The organism is Nevskiales bacterium (genome assembly GCA_035574475.1).
Classification (GTDB): domain Bacteria; phylum Pseudomonadota; class Gammaproteobacteria; order Nevskiales; family DATLYR01; genus DATLYR01.
In genome coordinates this window covers 1-18,344 of sequence record DATLYR010000040.1, presented here as the reverse complement: position 1 = coordinate 18,344, position 18,344 = coordinate 1, and the positions used below count along the sequence as shown (strand labels likewise).

Annotated in this window: 20 protein-coding genes and 1 tRNA gene; 2 read left to right on the top strand and 19 right to left on the bottom strand. The window is 66.3% G+C overall.

Annotation, left to right across the window (positions count from 1 at the left end; genetic code table 11):
- Positions 1 to 141 precede the first annotated feature (141 nt).
- Both VNJ47_02535 and VNJ47_02530 read left to right on the top strand, forming a co-directional pair.
- The gene (locus VNJ47_02535) at positions 142 to 399 is read left to right on the top strand and encodes a hypothetical protein (GenBank protein HXG27710.1); all 258 of its coding nucleotides are present in this window, start codon (positions 142 to 144) and stop codon (positions 397 to 399) included.
- A 177-nt stretch (positions 400 to 576) separates the two neighbouring features.
- Positions 577 to 652, top strand: a tRNA-Lys gene (locus tag VNJ47_02530).
- 15 nt (positions 653 to 667) lie between these two features.
- On the opposite strand, the gene queC is transcribed toward VNJ47_02530, so the two are convergent.
- The 19 genes from queC to VNJ47_02435 form a co-directional block, all read right to left on the bottom strand.
- Positions 668 to 1,345: a 7-cyano-7-deazaguanine synthase QueC gene (queC, locus tag VNJ47_02525; GenBank protein HXG27709.1), complete on the bottom strand. Its 678-nt coding sequence runs from the start codon at positions 1,343 to 1,345 to the stop codon at positions 668 to 670.
- Entirely contained in the window at positions 1,342 to 2,037 is a 696-nt protein-coding gene (queE, locus tag VNJ47_02520) for a 7-carboxy-7-deazaguanine synthase QueE (protein ID HXG27708.1), read from the bottom strand. Before queE ends, queC begins: the two co-directional genes overlap by 4 nt.
- 23 nt (positions 2,038 to 2,060) lie before the next feature.
- Positions 2,061 to 2,888, bottom strand: a complete 828-nt coding sequence (gene ybgF, locus VNJ47_02515; GenBank protein HXG27707.1) for a tol-pal system protein YbgF — start codon at positions 2,886 to 2,888, stop codon at positions 2,061 to 2,063.
- 31 nt (positions 2,889 to 2,919) lie between these two features.
- Complete coding sequence (pal, locus tag VNJ47_02510; GenBank protein HXG27706.1) at positions 2,920 to 3,483, bottom strand: peptidoglycan-associated lipoprotein Pal; 564 nt, start codon at positions 3,481 to 3,483, stop codon at positions 2,920 to 2,922.
- 45 nt (positions 3,484 to 3,528) lie between these two features.
- Entirely contained in the window at positions 3,529 to 4,818 is a 1,290-nt protein-coding gene (gene tolB, locus VNJ47_02505) for a Tol-Pal system beta propeller repeat protein TolB (GenBank protein ID HXG27705.1), read from the bottom strand.
- Between the two features lie 14 nt (positions 4,819 to 4,832).
- Positions 4,833 to 5,696 (bottom strand): cell envelope integrity protein TolA, encoded by an 864-nt coding sequence (gene tolA / locus VNJ47_02500; protein ID HXG27704.1) that lies wholly within the window; start codon positions 5,694 to 5,696, stop codon positions 4,833 to 4,835.
- A gap of 17 nt (positions 5,697 to 5,713) precedes the next feature.
- Positions 5,714 to 6,136 carry an ExbD/TolR family protein gene (locus tag VNJ47_02495; GenBank protein HXG27703.1) on the bottom strand — a complete coding sequence of 141 codons (423 nt, stop codon included), beginning with the start codon at positions 6,134 to 6,136 and terminating at the stop codon, positions 5,714 to 5,716.
- Positions 6,136 to 6,831 carry a protein TolQ gene (gene tolQ, locus VNJ47_02490; GenBank protein HXG27702.1) on the bottom strand — a complete coding sequence of 232 codons (696 nt, stop codon included), beginning with the start codon at positions 6,829 to 6,831 and terminating at the stop codon, positions 6,136 to 6,138. Before tolQ ends, VNJ47_02495 begins: the two co-directional genes overlap by 1 nt.
- Complete coding sequence (ybgC, locus tag VNJ47_02485) at positions 6,821 to 7,240, bottom strand: tol-pal system-associated acyl-CoA thioesterase (protein ID HXG27701.1); 420 nt, start codon at positions 7,238 to 7,240, stop codon at positions 6,821 to 6,823. The genes tolQ and ybgC overlap by 11 nt, the downstream gene beginning before the upstream one ends.
- Positions 7,241 to 7,242: 2 nt before the next feature.
- A complete protein-coding gene (gene ruvB, locus VNJ47_02480; protein HXG27700.1) occupies positions 7,243 to 8,295 on the bottom strand; it encodes a Holliday junction branch migration DNA helicase RuvB in 1,053 nt (350 codons plus the stop codon).
- A gap of 4 nt (positions 8,296 to 8,299) precedes the next feature.
- Positions 8,300 to 8,893: a Holliday junction branch migration protein RuvA gene (ruvA, locus tag VNJ47_02475; GenBank protein HXG27699.1), complete on the bottom strand. Its 594-nt coding sequence runs from the start codon at positions 8,891 to 8,893 to the stop codon at positions 8,300 to 8,302.
- On the bottom strand, positions 8,890 to 9,399 hold the full coding sequence (ruvC, locus tag VNJ47_02470; protein HXG27698.1) for a crossover junction endodeoxyribonuclease RuvC: 510 nt from the start codon (positions 9,397 to 9,399) through the stop codon (positions 8,890 to 8,892). The genes ruvA and ruvC overlap by 4 nt, the downstream gene beginning before the upstream one ends.
- A 13-nt stretch (positions 9,400 to 9,412) precedes the next feature.
- Positions 9,413 to 10,852 carry a dihydrolipoyl dehydrogenase gene (gene lpdA / locus VNJ47_02465; protein HXG27697.1) on the bottom strand — a complete coding sequence of 480 codons (1,440 nt, stop codon included), beginning with the start codon at positions 10,850 to 10,852 and terminating at the stop codon, positions 9,413 to 9,415.
- Positions 10,853 to 10,935: 83 nt separating this feature from the next.
- On the bottom strand, positions 10,936 to 11,925 hold the full coding sequence (gene dusB / locus VNJ47_02460; GenBank protein ID HXG27696.1) for a tRNA dihydrouridine synthase DusB: 990 nt from the start codon (positions 11,923 to 11,925) through the stop codon (positions 10,936 to 10,938).
- The gene (gene odhB, locus VNJ47_02455) at positions 11,925 to 13,115 is read right to left on the bottom strand and encodes a 2-oxoglutarate dehydrogenase complex dihydrolipoyllysine-residue succinyltransferase (protein HXG27695.1); all 1,191 of its coding nucleotides are present in this window, start codon (positions 13,113 to 13,115) and stop codon (positions 11,925 to 11,927) included. The genes dusB and odhB overlap by 1 nt, the downstream gene beginning before the upstream one ends.
- Positions 13,116 to 13,159: 44 nt before the next feature.
- Positions 13,160 to 16,003 carry a 2-oxoglutarate dehydrogenase E1 component gene (locus tag VNJ47_02450; GenBank protein HXG27694.1) on the bottom strand — a complete coding sequence of 948 codons (2,844 nt, stop codon included), beginning with the start codon at positions 16,001 to 16,003 and terminating at the stop codon, positions 13,160 to 13,162.
- A 42-nt stretch (positions 16,004 to 16,045) separates the two neighbouring features.
- On the bottom strand, positions 16,046 to 16,951 hold the full coding sequence (gene galU / locus VNJ47_02445) for a UTP--glucose-1-phosphate uridylyltransferase GalU (GenBank protein ID HXG27693.1): 906 nt from the start codon (positions 16,949 to 16,951) through the stop codon (positions 16,046 to 16,048).
- 26 nt (positions 16,952 to 16,977) lie between these two features.
- Positions 16,978 to 17,853: a MaoC/PaaZ C-terminal domain-containing protein gene (locus VNJ47_02440; GenBank protein ID HXG27692.1), complete on the bottom strand. Its 876-nt coding sequence runs from the start codon at positions 17,851 to 17,853 to the stop codon at positions 16,978 to 16,980.
- 127 nt (positions 17,854 to 17,980) lie between these two features.
- A partial coding sequence (locus VNJ47_02435) for a c-type cytochrome biogenesis protein CcmI (GenBank protein HXG27691.1) occupies positions 17,981 to 18,344 on the bottom strand: 364 nt, incomplete at its 5' end.

The following is an 18,344-nucleotide window of genomic DNA, read 5'->3' as shown; positions in this document are numbered from 1 at the left end:
GCTTGCAGGGATACTGCAAGCAAGTGATGACTTTTTTGACGTGGAACTATATTCTACCCGCGCCCTCGGGAGACCCCTGGGGGGGTTTCCTAAGAAACTAAAAATAGGCCTAACTTACGATCGTTCAAGGAGAGTCTGACCATGACCCTGGTTTCCCGTCTGATGTTGGTTCTGGGCATCGCCGTTGCCGGCAGCGCGCTGGTCGCCTGCCAGAAGTCCGAGGCTCCGGCCGAAGCTCCGGCCGCCGAGGCCGCCCCCGCGCCTGAAGCCGCTCCCGCCGAGGCTGCACCGGCTGAAGCCGCTCCTGCCGAGGCCGCACCGGCTGAAGCCGCTCCCGCCGAGGCCGCGCCGGCCGAGGGCGAGGCTGCTCCGGCTCCGGAAGCTGCTCCCGCGCAGTAAGTCTTGCTGCCCGACATAATGTCGGGCGGTCAGGAATGAAGGGCGAGGCGGTGTATGCCGCCTCGCCTTTTCACTTTGTCTTCAAGCTTGTGGTTTGACGGCAGTCTTGTATCATGCCGCCTGCTTCGCAGGCGAACATTGCAGCGTCCGATGACTTGACGCGAAACGTCCTTCGGCGGGCCGTTAGCTCAGCCGGTAGAGCAGCTGGCTTTTAACCAGTTGGTCGCAGGTTCGACTCCTGCACGGCCCACCAGCCTGTCGACGTCAGTCAGCGGTAGCGCGTGGGGTCGCTGACCCCGACTTGCGCGAAGCCCCTTGCGCGCAGGCGACAGGCATCGCAGCGCCCGCAGGCCCGGCCGGCATCATCCGCCTGGTAACAGGAAACGGTGAGCCCGTAATCGAGCCCCAGCGCCAGCCCGCGGCGTATGATCTCGGCCTTGCCGAGCCTCATGAGTGGCGTATGGATGCGAAAACGTGCGCCCTGCTCTGCGCCGGCACGGGTGGCGAGCGTGGCCAGCCGCTCGAAGGTTGCGATGAAGTCCGGCCGGCAGTCGGGATAGCCGGAATAATCCACCGCATTAACGCCGATGAAGATGTCGCGCGCCGGCAGCACCTCGGCCCAGGCCAGCGCCAAGGCCAGCAGCACGGTGTTGCGTGCGGGTACATAGGTCACCGGCACGCCGGTCGTCGGCGACTCGGGAACGGCTATGCCGGCGTCGGTGAGCGCCGAGCCGCCGATCAGGCCCAGGTCGACACGGATCTCGCGATGCTCGGCCGCCTGCAGGGCCTTGGCCACGTGCGCAGCCGCCCGCAGCTCGGCCGCATGACGCTGGCCATAGGACACGCTCAGCGCATGGCAGCGGAAGCCCTCGCTGCGGGCGATGGCGAGAACGGTGGCGGAGTCCAGGCCGCCGGACAGCAACACGACCGCGTCCGACACGCTCATACCCCGCGGCGCTCGCCCCAGAGCAGCTTGTGCAGCTGGATCTGGAGGCGCACAGGCAGCCGGTCGGCCAGTATCCATTCGGCCAACTGTGTGGGGCTCAGCGCGCCGTAGGCCGGTGAGAACAGCACCTCGCAGCGCTCGGGCAGGCGATGCTGGCGCAGCATATGGCATGCCCACTCGTAGTCCTCACGGCCGGTCAGGACGAACTTGAGCTGGTCGTGCGGCGTAAGCAGCGCCAGGTTTTCGAGCCGGTTGCGTGCCGACTCGCCGGAACCCGGCGTCTTGAGGTCCACGACGCGTGCCACCCGCGGATCCACCGCGCCGATATCCAGTGCGCCGCTCGTTTCCAGCGAGACCTCGTAGCCCTCCTCGCAGAGCCTGCGCAGCAGCGGCAGGCAGTTTTTCTGCGCCAGCGGCTCGCCGCCGGTTACGCAGATGTGACGCGTTGAGTAGCCTCGGACGCGGTCGAGGATCTGCCCGATCGTCATCCACTCCCCGCCCGTGAAGGCATACTCGGTGTCGCAATAGCCGCAGCGCAGCGGGCATCCCGTCAGCCGGATGAATACCGTCGGCAGGCCGGCGCTCCGCGCCTCGCCCTGCAGGGAATGAAAGATCTCGGTGATACGCAGGCGCGCGGACGCCTCGACAGCGGCCGCTGCCGGGTTATGCTCTGTGGCGGCGGGCGAAGGCATCGGTCGCGCCTGGAGGCAGGCGGTCAAACTCCTTCCTTGCGCATCCGTTCCAGCCGCTCGGTGGCCAGTGCCCCGACGTTGGAGCCCGGGAAACTCGACTTCACCCGTTCGAGCACTGCGCGGGCTTCGGTGTAGTTGCGCATTTCGTAGTGGATATAGCCGATCTTGAGCAGCGCACCCGAAAATTTGTTGCTGCCGGGGTGCTGGTCAACCAGCTTCTGGAACTCCGCCAGTGCCTGCGGGTAGTTCTTGCTGACGTAATGCGCTTCAGCCAGCCAGTACAGCGCGTTCGCGGTATAGGCCCCGTTGGGATACTTGGCCAGGAAGGCCTGCAGCGCCGGGATCGCTTCCACGGTCCGCCCCTGCTGCAGCAGCTCGAACGCCGCCAGATACTCGCTCTGCTCCGTCGCGGCGAGCGGCGACGCCGGCGGTGGTGCTGGCGCGTCAGCCGGGCCAGCGGCCGCCGCCTCGCCGGCTGCTGCGGGTGCTGAAGCCGGTGGTGCCGGCGGCAGCACCACGGGTGCCGCCGCCCTCGCCTCCAGAGCCTGGAGACGACGGTCCAGATCGCCGTACAGCTGGCGCTGCCCTTCCTGTTGCTTTTGGACCTGGTGCGCGAGTTGCTCGATCTGTCCGCGCAATTCCCGGATCTCGGCTTTGAGCTGCTCCATCTCGGCGGCCAGCACCCCGGCTCCCTGGCTGTTCACGGCCTTTTCCAGCGCCGCCAGCCGGTCTGCATCGGGCAGCCGTGATTCGAGCGCGCGCAGGCGCATCTCCACCGAGCCGGAGGCCGCAGTTGCACCCGCTGACCACAGGGCGGCGGAAATCAGCAACAACCCTGCAACACGCCGCATGCCGCTTTACCGCCTCTTCACGCCCGTCCCGCTACTGGCGGGGATAGATCAGCTCCACGCGGCGGTTCTTGGACCATGCGTCCTCGCTATGGCCGGGATCCGCCGGGCGTTCCTCGCCGTAACTCAGCACCGCCAGCTGGTCACCAGGCACGCCCTTGACCTGCAGAATGCGCTTGATCGCGTTGCCGCGGCGCTCGCCCAGGCCGATGTTGTACTCGCGCGAGCCACGTTCGTCCGCATGACCCTCCAGGCGGATGGTGAGGCGGGTCTTCGCCTTCTTGATGTAGTCGGCATGCGCCTGCAGGGCGCGATCGTACTCCGGCTTGACCAGATCGCTGTCGAAGTCGAAGTAGAACACCCGTACGCTCAGCGGATTGTTGGGATCGTTGAAGGCCGCGCGTTCGTCCGGTGCAATGCCGACCAGGCTGCGGTCCTCCAGCCCCTCGGTGCCCAGGCCGCCACCCTCGCCGCTCTCCACGGTTTCCCCCGTTTCCCCGCCGTCCTCGGCCGTGGTGGTACTGCAGCCCGAGGCAGCCAGTACCAGCCATCCGAGGGCAACCAGCGCAAACAGTCGGCGTGAATCAAGCATTTTCATCGTTCAACTCCCATGGCAGTCAATGGCATCCAATAAGGCCGGGATTCACCTGCCGGCCGGTGACCAGGCAGGCTCTCGCACCGTACCGGGTTGCGACAGGCGCCGCTGCACGCGCCCGTCCACTGAAATCGTGGCCAGCTCGGCACCCGCGCTCGTAGCCCTGGCGTAGATGATTGCCTGGCCGTTCGGCGCGAAGCCCGGGCTTTCATCGAGCGGGCCATCGCTCAGCACCGACAGTCTGCCGCTGGCCAGGTCCAAAACCGCTATACGGTAACCCTTCTCGCTTTCATGCACCATAGCCAGTCGCTTGCCATCCGGTGAGAAGACACCGCGCTGGTTGCTCTTGCCCTCGAACGTCAGCCGCTCGGCATTACCGCCACCGGCGGACACGCGGTACAGCTGCGGGCGGCCGCCCCGATCGGAGGTAAATACCAGACTCCTGCCGTCCGGCGCCCAGTTCGGCTCGGTGTCGATGGCGCGGCTTTCCGTGATGCGTTGCTGCTGACCGGTCTGCAGGTCATAGACATAAATGTCCGGCGAACCGGCATACGACAACGTCATGGCCAGCTTGCGGCCGTCCGGCGACCAGGCCGGCGCGCCGTTGATGCCCGGTCGCGACGAGATTCGGGTAGCCTGGCCGGTCGCCAGTTCATGCACGTAGATCTCGTTACGGCCGTCGCGGAAGGCGACGTAGGCCAGCTTGCGTCCATCCGGCGACCAGCTCGGCGACATGATCACGTCGTCGGCCCGCGCGATGCTGCGTTCGTTAAAGCCGTCGTAATCGGCCACCCACAGCTCGTACTTCGTCTTCCAGCCACTGCCGCTCGTGGTGACGTAGGCGATGCGTGAGGTGAAATAGCCCGGCAGGCCGGTGAGCTTCTCGTAGATCAGGTCGGCGATCTTGTGCGCGGTGTAGCGCAGGGCCAGCGCGCCGTCCCTGGAGGTGACCTCGTAGCCGGCGAGCTTGGCGCCTTTGTAAACGTCCAGCACCTCGAACCGGATCTTGAGGCCGCCATCGGCCAGGCCCTGCAGGCTGCCGACCACCACGTTGTCGACCTTGACCGAGCGCCAGTTCTCGTACTTGACCAACTGTGAACTCGCCGGACGTTCGAGCATCTCGCCACGCTGCAGTATCCTGAACTGGCCGGTGTTACCCAAGTCCTGCTCGATCACGGCGGCGATGTCCACCGGCAACCCCTGCGCACCCTCGAACGGCACGATCGCGATCGGGACGGCGCCCGACACGCCGGATGTCACTTCGACGCGCAGCGCGGACATGCCGGCAGCAGGTGACAGCAGCAGGAAGGCGACGACCAGCAGAAATCTGTTCTTCATGTAAAGGTCCTTGTTCAGCACACGTTACCGGTCGAGCAAAACGCGATCTCGAGTTCGCGCTCGAACACCTCGGGAATCGGCGGCTGCGGCAATGGCGCCGCCTTGTATATGGCCTTGATGACGGACTCGTCAAACGCTGCGTTGCCGCTGCTTTTGCTGATCCGTGCGCTGGCGACGCTTCCATCGGGAAGCTGAACGACCAGAGCCTCGCATTTTAAATCATCCGAGATGCCCGGCGGCTTGAGCCAGTTGCGGGCGATCTGCTGGCTGATGGCCGCACTGTAGGCATCACGCAGCGGATTGAGTTCCCGCTCACGCTGCTCCTGGGCGAGGGCTTCCTGTAGGGCCTTCTCGCGCGCCTGCTGTTCAGCCTCCGCCTTGCGCCGGGCTTCGGCCTCGGCTCGGGCACGCGCCTCCGCCTCGGCTTTCTGCCGCGCCTCTGCCTCGGCCTGGGCCTTGGCGCGGGCCGCTTGTTCGGCCTTTGTGCGCGCTTCCTGCTCGGCTTTTTTCCGGGCCTCCTGTTCCGCCTTCTGGCGCGCGGCTTCCGCTTTCTTCTGCGCCTCCAGCGCAGCCTGTTTGCGCTGCGCATCGGCCTGTTGCTGCTGCTCGCGTGCCTCGGCCTGCCGGCGGCGTTCGGCTTCCTGCGCTTCGCGCCGCTGGCGCTCTTCAGCTTCACGTTTGCGCCGCTCGGCTTCCGGGTCGATACGCGGCTTGGAGGGCGCAGGGATGATCTCGGCTTCGACGATTTCCACCTTCGGTCCGGACAGCGGGCGGTAGTCACTGAACTCGATCCCGAGAACCAGGATCGCGGCCAGCACCACGTGCAGCAGCACCGCGAACGTGATCGCCTTGGCGCGATTGTCCTGTCCGGAAGCCAATGACGCCCCCCTGCCGTTCAGCGCTCGGGCGGACGGCTCTGCAGTCCCACCTTCTGGGCACCGGCCTCCTGCAGCAGCACCATGGCGTTCATGATCATGCCGTAGTCGGCGCTGCGGTCACCGCTGACCACGACCCGACGCTGCGGCTTGTGCCTGAGCGCGATCGAGACGATCCGTTTCACCTCCTCGGCGCTGACCGGTTGCTCCGGCGCTTCACCCAGATTCAGCAGCAACGCGCCGTCGCGCCGCACGGTGAGCTGGATGGGTTCTTCCTGCTCGGTAGTATCCAGCGGCTGGGCCGGCGCTTCCGGCAGGTCCACCTGGACGCCGAGCGCGATCGTCGCCGTGGCCATGAAAATGACGACCAGCACCAGCATCACATCGATATAGGGCACGACGTTGATGTCGGACGCGAGCCTGCGCTTGCGGCGGACGTCCATCAGCCCGCTCCTGCGGCACGGTCACGCGCAATACCACGCATGACGATACCGGCAAACTCTTCCATGAAGGCCTGGTAGCGGCTCTCCAACCGATCCACCTGGTTGGTGAAGGCGTTGTAGGCGATCACAGCGGGAATGGCGGCGAACAGACCCATGGCAGTGGCGATCAGTGCCTCGGCGATGCCGGGCGCAACCATCGACAGAGTAGCCTGCTGAACGTTTCCGAGCCCGATGAAGGCATTCATGATGCCCCACACGGTGCCGAACAGGCCGATATAGGGGCTGGTGGAACCAATCGTCGCCAACGCCGCCAACCCCGCTTCCAGACGGTCCACTTCGCGCACCAGCGAGGCGCGCATGGCGCGTTGCACCGACGCCAGCACATCGTCGGGATTCGCGATACGCTGCTGGCGTTGTCGGCTCAGCTCATCGAAGCCGGCGCGGAACAGGCCCTGCAGGCCGGCATCGCTGTTCTCGCGGTTGACCACCGCCTGGTAGACAGAGGCCAGATTACCGCCCGACCAGAACTGCCCCTCGAACCAGTCGGCGTCCGTGCGTGTATGCCGCAGCAGGTCGCGCTTCAGCACGATGATGTACCAGGAAGCGACCGAGGCCAGCAGCAGCACCAGCATGACACCCTTGACCAGCAGGCTGGCCTGCGCGACGAGGTGCACGAGGGAAAGATCAGCCGACATGCCCGAGTTCCTTCATGAGTGCCTGTTCAATGGCGTCCGGCATCCGCCGCGGGCGGAAGTCGCCAACGCCCACACATCCCACCCGCACCGATGCCATGGCCAGAGCCGCGCCCGGTTCTGCGCCGGCATAGTGTATGTGTTGCTCGAAGCGGATGCTGGCCTTGCCCACGGCAAGGACCTGTGTGCGGACGATAAGTTCATCGTCCAGGCGCGCGGGGCGCAGGTAGCGCACGCTCAGGGAGGCGACGGTGAAGCCGATGCCCGCCTCACGCAGCAACCGCTCCTGCCCGAAGCCGAGGCCACGCAGCCATTCCGTGCGTGCGCGCTCGAACCAGCGCAGGTAGTTGGCGTGGTAGGCCACGCCCGAGGCGTCGGTGTCCTCGTAGTAGACGCGAACCGGGTATTGCATGTTCAGCCGCCGTCACCTTCGAACAGGCCCGTCATGCCGGCGGCCGTGGACGGCGCGCGCAGCCCGAAGTGCCGGTAGGCCTGCGCGGTGGCCACGCGGCCGCGCGGCGTGCGCATCATGAAACCCTGCTGGATCAGATAGGGCTCCAGCACGTCCTCGATGGTGTCGCGCGCCTCGCCGATCGCGGCCGCCAGGCTTTCGATGCCGGTCGGGCCGCCGCCGAATTTCTCGATCAGCGCCAGCAGCAGCTTGCGGTCCATCACGTCGAAGCCGTGCAGATCCACGTCCAGCACGTCCATGGCCTTACTGGCGATCGCTCCGCTGACACGGCCGTCTGCCTTGACCTGTGCGTAGTCGCGCACGCGCCGCAGCAGGCGGTTGGCGATGCGGGGGGTACCGCGTGAGCGACGCGCGATTTCATGCCGCCCCTCGGCGTCGATCGGCAGGTTCATGATGCGGGCCGAGCGCTCGATGATCGCACCGATCTCGTCGGTCGCGTAGTACTCCAGGCGCTGCACGATGCCGAAGCGGTCGCGCAGCGGGCTGGTCAGAGCGCCGGCGCGGGTGGTGGCGCCAACCAGGGTGAATGGCGGCAAATCGAGTTTGATCGAGCGCGCTGCCGGCCCCTCGCCGATCATGATGTCGAGCTGGTAGTCCTCCATCGCCGGATACAGGACCTCCTCGACGATCGGGCTCAAGCGGTGGATCTCGTCCACGAACAGCACGTCGCGGGGCTCGAGGTTGGTCAGCAGGGCGGCCAGGTCGCCGGGCCGCTCCAGCACCGGGCCGGAGGTCTGCCGCAGGTTGACGCCCATTTCGTGCGCGATGATGTGCGCCAGCGTGGTCTTGCCGAGACCCGGCGGACCGTAGATCAGCACATGGTCCAGCGCCTCGCCGCGGTTGCGCGCGGCGCCGATGAAGATCTCCATCTGTTCGCGCACGGGCGTCTGGCCGATGTATTCCGCCAGGCGGCGCGGGCGGATGGCGCGGTCGATGACCTCGTCTTCCCCGGCCTTGGCGGGGCTGATCAGCCGGCTTTCCTCGATCGGCGGCATGGCTTTACTTCAGCGCGTTCTGCAGGGCGAGCCGGATCAGTTCTTCGCTGTTCAGGCCGGGCTTGCCCGCGGCCTTGAGCATGCGCGCAGCCTCGGCTTCCTTATACCCCAGCGCGAGCAGTGCGCCATAGGCATCGGCCATAGCGCCGCGATCGGCGCCCGCGACGGCCGGCAGTTCGGGCAGGCTGCCGAAGGTCTTGCCAATGCGGTCGCGCAGCTCGAGCACCAAGCGCTCGGCCGTCTTCTTGCCGATGCCGGGCAGCTGGGTCAGGAGCTGCGCATCGCCGCGCTGCACCGTGGCGATGAAGTCCTTGACCGAAATGCCCGAGAGAATGGCCAGCGCCAGCTTGCCGCCGATGCCGCTGACCCGGATCAGGTCGCGGAACAGCTGCTTCTCCTCGAGCGTGGCAAAGCCATAGAGCTGCTGCGCATCCTCGCGCACGGCAAGATGGGTGTGCAGGGTGACGCCCTGCCCCACCGCCGGCAAGGCGTAGAAGGTGGACATCGGTGCGTCCAGCTCGTAGCCGACACCCTGCACGTCCAGCAGCAGGCTCGGCGGCTGCTTGTGCAGCAGCACGCCCTGCAGCTGGCCGATCACCGGCGCCCCCGGCGGAAGGGAAGCACGGCCGCCGCACACCGTCCCTGGCTGTGCGCGTGACAAATGGCTACCGCCAGCGCATCCGCGGCGTCCGGCTGCAATTCCCCCTGCAGCCCGAGCAGGACCTTGACCATATGCTGGACCTGGCGCTTGTCGGCGCGGCCGTGGCCGACCAGCGACTGCTTGATGACCGCGGGCGTGTATTCGTGCACTGGCAGGCCGGCGGTGGCGGCGGCGCAGATCGCCGCGCCGCGCGCCTGTCCGAGCTTGATCGCACTGGCCACGTTCTGGCTGACGAACACTTCCTCCACGACGACCTCCGTGGGTTGATGGGTGCGAATCAGCTGGCTGATGCCTTCGTAGATGTCGCGCAGCCGCTGCGCCAGGGGTCCGGCGGGCAGCCGCAGGCAGCCGCTGGCCACGTAGTGCAACTGCCCGTGGGCCTGATCGATGACCGCATAGCCCATGACGAGCGAGCCGGGATCGATGCCCAGGATGCGCGTCACTCTGAGCGCCCGCCTAGCGCCGCCGAGCGACGAAGTGGATGGGCCGGCCATCCACCGCCAGCGCGGCCTCGTGCACCACCTCGGCGAGGCTCGGGTGCGCATGCATGGTGCGTGCGATGTCTTCGCTGCTGGCGTCGTATTCCATGGCCAGCACCATCTCGGCGATCAGCTCGGACACGTAAGGGCCGATCATGTGTACGCCGAGGATGCGGTCCGTTTTCGCATCGGCGATGATCTTGACCAGGCCGTGCGCCTGCTCCAGCGCCTTGGCACGACCATTGGCGCCGAAGGGGAAAGTGCCGACGCGATACTCGATCCCGCCCTTCTTCAGCTCTTCTTCGGTCTTGCCCACCCAGGCGATCTCGGGGCTGGTGTAGATGACCGAGGGCACCGCGTTGTAGTTCACATGCGCCTTCTGGCCGGCCAGCTGCTCGGCCAGCACCACACCCTCCTCCGAGCCCTTGTGCGCCAGCATCAGGCCGCCGATCACGTCGCCGATGGCGTAGATACCCGGGACACTGGTCTGGTAATGCGCATCGACGGCGATGAAACCGCGCTCGTTGAGCTGGATGCCGAGTTCCGGCGCGAACAGATCCCGGGTGTACGGGCGACGGCCGACGGCGACGATGAGCTTGTCGAACTCCAGCGTTTCGGTCTTGTCGCCGGCGCTGTATTCGACCTTGACCTTGCTCTTGCCGGCCTTGGCCGACTGCAGCTTGCAGCCTAGGCGGATGTCCAGGCCCTGCTTCTTGAACTGGCGCAGGCCCTCCTTGGCGATCTGCTGGTCGGCCATCCACAGGAACTGGTCCATGGCCTCCAGGATGACGACCTCGGCGCCCAGCCGCGACCACACACTGCCCAGCTCGACGCCGATCACGCCGGCGCCGATCACGCCGAGCCGCTTGGGCACCTCGTCGAATTCGAGCGCGCCCCAGGAATCCACGATGCGCTCGCCGTCGAATTTCGCCATCGGCAGCTCGACCGGCTCCGAACCGCTCGCGATGATGATCTTGCCCGCCTTGAAGACCTGCTCTGCGCCCTTGCCGTCGCTGGGCGCCAGCTTGACCGTGCCGGGTGCGGTGATCGTGCCGCGGCCGTAGTACCCATCCACGCCATAGCCCTTGAACAGGGTAACGATGCCGCTGGTCGAACCGCTGACGATCTCGGCGCGGCGCTTCTGCATCTGGGCGAGGTCCAGCGCCAGGTCCTTGAGCAGCACGCCGTGGCGTGCGAACTCGTGCCGGGCGCGGTGATAAACCTCGGAGGATTCCAGCATCGCCTTGGAGGGGATGCAGCCGGCATTCAAGCAGGTGCCGCCGAAGGCCGGCTGGCCGTCACGGTTGAGCCAGGCATCGATGCAGGCGGTCTTCATGCCGAGCTGGGCGCAGCGGATGGCCGCCACATAGCCGGCCGGGCCGCCGCCGATCACAACCACATCGTAGGTCTTGTCCATGTGCGTATTTCCAGAGCGTGCCGTGGCAGGGTACAGGGCCTTCCATGCCGGGTCACAAGTTTATCAGCGCAGCCCGACCGGGGTCAGGCGGCCACCGGCAGGCGTTCCGCCTCGCGCGCGAAGAACGCCGCCACCTGCTGCCGCTGTCGTGCCGCCGAATCCACCTGCCGCACCTCGGCCCAGAAGGCATCCAGCCCCGGCAGGTCGCGACAGAACCACTGGATATGCTTGCGCGCCACGCGCAGGCCGCGGTCTTCGCCGTAGAAGCGGTGCAGCGCATCCAGATGCTGCAGCAGCGTGGCACCGATCTCGGCAGAATCGGGCGGTGGCAGGTGCGTGCCCTGCGCCAGGTAATGCGCGATCTCGCGGAAGATCCACGGCCGGCCGAGCGCGCCGCGCCCGATCATGAGGCCGTCGGCGCCGGTGCGGTCGAGCACCTGGCGCGCCTTTTCCGGTGTGTTGATGTCGCCATTGGCGAGCACCGGGATGGATACGGCCTGCTTGATCGCGGCGATGGTGTCGTACTCTGCTTCGCCCTGGAAGAGGTCCTCGCGCGTACGGCCATGCACCGCCAGGGCGCGGATACCGCAGTCCTGGGCAATGCGCGCCACGCACGGGCCGTTGCGGTGCGCGCGGGCCCAGCCGGTGCGGATCTTGAGCGTCACCGGAACGTCCACGGCCTGCACTACGGCTGCGCAGATGCGTGCCACCAGCGCCTCGTCCCGCATCAGGGCCGAGCCCGCCTCGCGCTTGCACACCTTCTTGGCCGGGCAGCCCATGTTGATGTCGATGATCTGGGCACCCTGCGCCACGTTATGGCGCGCGGCCGCGGCCAGCATCTCCGGGTCGTAGCCGGCGATCTGCACTGCGATGGGACCTTCTTCGTCGGCGTGATCCATGCGCAGCCGCGACTTCGAGGTGTGCCACAGGCGCGGGTCGGCGGCGGTCATTTCCGACACCGCCAGACCGGCACCCAGCCGGCGGCACAGCTGACGGAACGGACGGTCGGTGACGCCGGCCATCGGCGCCAGCACCAGCGCCGGTCGGATCGGGTAAGGGCCGATCTGCAGCATCAGACCTGCAGCAGCAGGCGCGCCGGATCCTCCAGCACTTCCTTGATGGTGCGCAGGAACAGCACCGCCTCGCGGCCGTCAATCAGGCGGTGGTCGTAGGACAGCGCCAGATACATCATCGGCCGGACCTTGATCTCGCCGTTCACCACCATCGGCCGCTCGGTGATGCCATGCATGCCCAGGATGGCGCTCTGTGGCGGATTGAGGATCGGCGTGGACAGCATGGAGCCGAATACGCCGCCGTTGGTGATGCTGAAGGTGCCCCCCTGGAGCTCCTCGAGTGTCAGCTTGTTGTCCTTGGCCTTCTGCCCGAACTCAGCGATCTTCTTCTCGATCTCGGCCATGCCGAGCTGGTCGGCATCGCGCAGGATCGGCACCACCAGCCCGCGCGGACTGGAAACCGCGATGCCGATGTCGTAATAGCCGTGATAGACGATGTCGTTGCCGTCGATCGAGGCATTGACCACCGGGAAGCGCTTGAGCGCCTCGACGCTGGCCCTGACGAAGAAGGACATGTAGCCCAGCCGCGCGCCGTGCTGCTTCTCGAACAGGTCCTTGTACTGCTTGCGCAGCTCGCCCACCGCATGCAGGTCCACCTCGTTGAAGGTGGTGAGCATGGCGGCGGTGTTCTGCGCCTCCTTGAGCCGTTCGGCGATGCGTGCGCGGATGCGGGTCATCGCCACGCGCTGTTCAATGCGTCCGGCGGTGTACGCCGGCGGCGTCGATGGCTGTGCTTGCGGTGCGGCTGCCGGCCGGGCCGCATGTTCGAGGACATCGCCCTTGGTCACACGCCCGCCCTTGCCGCTACCGACGACATCACTCGACGCCAGGTTGGCCTCGGCCAGCAGCTTGCGCGCCGCCGGGCCCGGCGTCGGTGCCGGCTTGCCATCGGTCTTGGCCGCTGGTTTCGGTGTCTCGGCTTCCGGCGTCTTGGGCTTGACCTGCATGGCGCTGCCCTGCTCGATCAGCGCAATCACGTCGCCACTCTTGACGGTCTCGCCTTCCTGCTTGAGGACCTGGGCCAGTACCCCGTCGGAGATGGCCGGCACCTCGAGCATGACCTTGTCGGTTTCCAGGTCGACCAGGTTCTCGTCGCGGTCAATCTTGTCGCCGGGCTTCTTGTGCCAGACGCCGACGGTGGCCTCGGCCACGGACTCCGGCAGCTGCGGCACTTTGACTTCGATGCTCATGTTCGCTCCGTGGTGTTATCGTGTGACGCGAAAAAGCGGGATCCTCAGGCCGGCAGCCCACCGGTCAGGGCGGCCTCGACCACCTGCTCCTGCTGCTGCACGTGCACCTTGTGATACCCGACGGCGGTGGACGCGGCCCGCCGCCGGCAGGCATACAGGAACTGGTGCCTGGGCTCGAGCGGCTCCTCCAGTCGGTGTTTGATCTGGTACAGGGCGCCCTGGTTCTCGGGCTCCTCCTGGCACCAGACGATCTCCCGTGCGTTCGGGTACCGCGCGAGGGTCGCCGCATACTCGTCCGCCGGGAACGGGTACAGCTGCTCGATGCGCACGATCGCGACGTGTTTGAGCCCGTGAGTCTCGCGCGCCTGATAGAGGTCGAAGTACACCTTGCCACTGCAGAAAATCACGCGCTGGACGGCATCCGTCGGGGCCGCGCTGTCATCCCCGATGAGTTTGCGGAAATGACCGCCGGTCAGGTCCGCCAGAACCGATACCGACAGCTTGTGCCGCAGCAGGCTCTTGGGCGTCATCACCACCAGCGGCACACGTGTGCTGCGCAGCATCTGACGACGGAGCATGTGGAACATCTGCGCCGGTGTCGAGGGCACGCAGACCTGCATGTTGTTCTCGGCACAGAGTTGCAGATAGCGCTCGAGTCGCGCCGAGGAGTGCTCCGGCCCCTGTCCTTCGTACCCGTGCGGCAAGAATAGCGTCAGTCCGCACAATCGGCCCCACTTGGCCTGGCCGGAGGCGATGAACTGGTCGATCACCACCTGGGCCCCGTTAGCGAAGTCACCGAACTGGGCCTCCCAGATCACCAGCGTGTTGGGCTCGGCCGTGCTGTAGCCGTACTCGAAGCCGAGCACCCCCTCCTCCGACAGCAGCGAATCGTTGACGGCAAAGCGCGCCTTGGGAGAAACATGCTCCAACGCGATCCACGTACTGCCATCACTCTGGTTGTGCACCACCGCATGCCGGTGCGCGAAGGTGCCGCGTCCGCAATCCTGGCCGGACAGACGCACGCCATAGCCTTCGCTGAGCAGCGTGGCGTAGGCCATGATCTCGGCAAAGCCCCAGTCCATCGGCATCTCGCCCAGACCCATCTTGCGGCGCGCTTCCATGATGGCGGCCACTCGCGGATGCAGCTCGAAGCCGTCCGGAAACGTCAGCAGGCGCTGGTTCAGCTCTTGCAGAGTGCCGGCGGGCACCGCGGTCCTGACCGGTGAGTCGAGATTGCCCTGCTGATAGCGCGACCAGTCAACGGTGTACTGGTTACCGACCAGTCCGAGCGTGGAGCGGGCGATGTTCTTGCCCTGGTCCAGGCCCCTGCGATACTCCTCGATCATGCGCTCCGGCTCACCGGCCGGAACCACCCCCTCTTCTACCAGCTTGCGTGCATACAACTCGCGGGTGGTGGGGTGCACCTTGATTTTCTTGTACATCAGCGGCTGGGTGATGGCCGGTTCGTCGGCCTCGTTGTGGCCGTGGCGGCGGTAGGTCACCAGGTCAATGATGACGTCTTTGTGGAAGGTGTCGCGATAGTCGGCCGCCAGCCGCGTGACGAACACCACCGCCTCCGGATCGTCGCCATTCACGTGGAACACCGGCGCGTCGAGCATCTTGGCGATGTCGGTGCAATACAGCGAAGTCCGTGATTCCTGGCAGGGCTGCGCCTCGATCGGGTTGTCGGTGGTGAAGCCCACCTGGTTGTTGACGATGACGTGGATGGTGCCGCCGGTCGAATAGCCTTTCGACTGTGACAGTTGCAGGGTTTCCATCACCACGCCCTGCCCGGCGAAAGCGGCGTCCCCATGGATCAGCACCGGCAGAATCAGCTCGCCCGAGGTATCGTTGCGTCGCTCCTGGCGCGCGCGCACCGAGCCCTCGACCACGGGATTGACGATCTCCAAGTGCGAGGGGTTGAAGGCCAGCACCAGATGCGTGCGCCGGCCGTTGACCTCGACGTCGGTCGAGAAGCCCATGTGGTACTTGACGTCGCCCGAACTCTCCAGCTTCTTGCTGTCGTAATTGCCCTCGAACTCGTCGAACAGCTCCTTCGGCGACTTGCCGAGGATGTTGACCAGTACGTTGAGCCGGCCGCGGTGGGCCATGCCGATCACCACCTCGTCCACCGCGTGGTGGGTGGCGCGGCGCACGATCTCGTCCACGGCCGGGATCAGGCTGTCGGCGCCTTCGAGGGAAAAACGTTTCTGGCCGACGTAACGCGTATGCAGATAGCGCTCGATGCCTTCGGCGGCGGTCAGTTGCTGCAGCACGCTACGTTTTTCGTCGGTGCTCAACATGGGCTGGTCCCAGCTGCCTTCCAGCCGCTTCTGGATCCAGCGTTTCTGCCGGGTGTCGGTGATGTACATGTACTCGGCGCCGATGCTGCCGGTGTACACCTTGCGCATGATCTCGATGATCCTGGCCAGCGGCAGGCGGTCGGGGCCGGCCTGCAGCGACCCGGTATTGAACACCGTCTGCATGTCCTGCGGACCGAGGCCATGGAAGGCTGGGTCGAGGTCGGGGATGGCGGGCTTTTTCTGCAGACCCAGCGGGTCGAGATTGGCGGCCTGGTGCCCGCGCACGCGGTAGTAGTTGATCAGTCGCAGCACGCCGGCCTGTTTCTCCGCCGCCTCCGGCGACAGCCCGGCAGGGGCCGGCAGAGACTGGCGCGGCTGGCGCGCCAGCTGCTCGAAGCGCGCGACGATGCCGCTGTGCGCCACGTCCTGGCGCCCGCCGTTCAGGCTGCGGAAATACTCGCGCCACTGCGGCTCGACCGAGTCGGGGTTCTCCAAGTACTGCTCGTAATAGGCCTCGATGAAGGCCGCGTTGCCGCTGTAGAGGGGGGAGTTCTGGCGGAGTTTCTGGAAAGGCTGGGTGCTCATGGTATCCGTCCCGATCAGCCGGCCTCTGCCTCGGCCGACCTGTCAACTGCGCGCCTGGCGCGAACCGCGGACCGGCCAGGCAGCGACCAGGTCCGTGAGGTATTCCTTGAATTCGTCTTTCAGCTCAGGATGTTCCAAGGCGAAGTTCACGTTCGCTTTGAGATAGCCGAGTTTGCTGCCGCAGTCGTAGCGGGTGCCCTCGAATTCATAGGCGATGACCGACTGCTCCTGGATCAGCTGCGCGATGGCGTCGGTCAGCTGGATCTCGCCGCCGGCGCCGCGCGGCACGCTCTCCAGCAGCTTGAACACTCGCGGCGTCAGGATGTAGCGGCCCACCACGGCCAGGTTGGACGGGGCCTCCTCGGGGCGCGGCTTCTCGACGATGCGCTTGATCTCACCGATGCCCGGCGCCAGCGGCTCGATCTCGACGATGCCATAGCTGGAAACCTCGTCGCGCGGCACGCGCTGTACCGCAATCACGCTGGTGCCGTACTGCTGATAGATGCGCTGCATCTGCTGCAGGCAGCTGTTGGGGGTGCTGTGGATCAGATCATCGGCCAGCAGTACGGAGAAATCCTGGTCACCCACCGCCGGCCAGGCACAGGACACGGCATGCCCCAGGCCCAGGGCCTCGGCCTGACGGATGTAGATGCAGGTCACGCCCGGCGGCAGGATCTCGCGCACGACCTGCAGCAGCTTGGTCTTGCCGCGCTGCTCCAGCTCGGTTTCCAGCTCGTAGGCCTTGTCGAAGTGGTCGAGGATGGCGTTTTTGGTGCGGCCGGTGACGAAGATCAGCTCCTCGGCACCGGCGCTGATCGCCTCCATCACGGCGTACTGGATCAGGGGCTTGTCCACCACGGGCAGCATTTCCTTGGGGCTCGCCTTGGTGGCGGGCAGGAAGCGGGTGCCGAGGCCGGCGACAGGGAAGACGGCTTTTTTGATGCGCACGGGGGGAATCCTGATTGGCGGTGACTCTAGGCTGTGGGCGCGACCTGTCCGATCAGATGGGTCTTTTCGCCGTCCTCGCTGAGCAGCGCGAACTCGATCCCGCCGCCACCCGGGCCGTACTTCATGAGTACCGAGCTGGGCAGGAATACCGGCTGCTTGAAGCTGACCGACAACGTGCAGGGGCCCTTGGGAAGCTCGTCGCCGAGCTCGGCGGTGCAGCGGGCCATGGTCCACATGCCGTGCGCGATCGCGCGCTTGAAACCGAACAGGCGCGCGGTGAGCGCAGTGAGGTGGATGGGGTTGACGTCACCGGAGTTCATGCCGTAGCGGCGACCGATGTTCTCGGGCACATCCCAGCTGGCATAGCGCCCGAACTCGACCTGGTGCGGGGTGCCGGACGGCTTGCTCGGTCGCTGGCCGCTGCCCTTGCCGCGCGAGAGCGTACTGGCCACCGAGCGCCAGACCAGCGCGCCGCTGCTGTCGCGGACCTCGGTCACGATGTCGAATTCGATCCCGTTGTGCACCGTGCGATGCCCTTCGACGTAGGCGAGAAAATCCAGCGGTTCGCGTGCGTCGAGCGGTCGGTGCTGGGTGATCAGGTTGCGGACGTGTACCAGACCGAGCAGACGCAGCGGGAATTTTTCATGGGTCAGCGCCGCCATCTGCAGCGGAAAGCCCATGACCTGCGGGAAACTGACCGGCAGCTTGTCGGAGTCGGCGAAGCCGCAGATGTTGCGGTAATCGCGCAGTTTGGCCGGATCGGCCAGCACCCCGGCGACCCGTGCCTCGATGCGCGGGATGGTCTGCCCTTCCGCCAGCCGGCCACGGCGGCGCAGCGCCTTCAGATAGCCTGGCAGCGCCGAGGGCAGCTGCTGGAAAGTCAGAACGGTGGCTTCGCTCATGCGGTTATCTTGCCTGAAATGTTATGGGTTTTATAAGGAAACTGACCGGGGTGCGGCTCAAGCGCGGACACTAGCGCCTTTTATATACGCTGACAAGAATTGACCCTGCGCAACGGGCGATCGCGCGTCAGGGCACCGTGCGATCGATGGTCAGACGCACGGGTTCCCGCAACTGTTCTCGGGTCACGGCCTGCTCCGCTAGCAGGTCTCCGCTGCGCGTTTCGGCGCTGCCCTGGCGGGCGATACGCGCCGTGAGGGTCCAGCGCCGCGCGCTCGACAGCTTGCGCTCGGGCAGCATGGAGTGGCTGTCGTCGAGCACGAGCTCGAGCGGCAGCTCGCCGGCACGGCGGCGCGTGACCGCGAGCGGCGGTCCGCCCTGCACGCCTGCGGCGCGTGCGTACACGAAAAGGGGCATGTCGGCGCTGACGCGCGCGGCCAGTCGCGGGTCCAGTTCCACGCGGATCGGAATGCCAAATGCCGTCGGCGCAGCC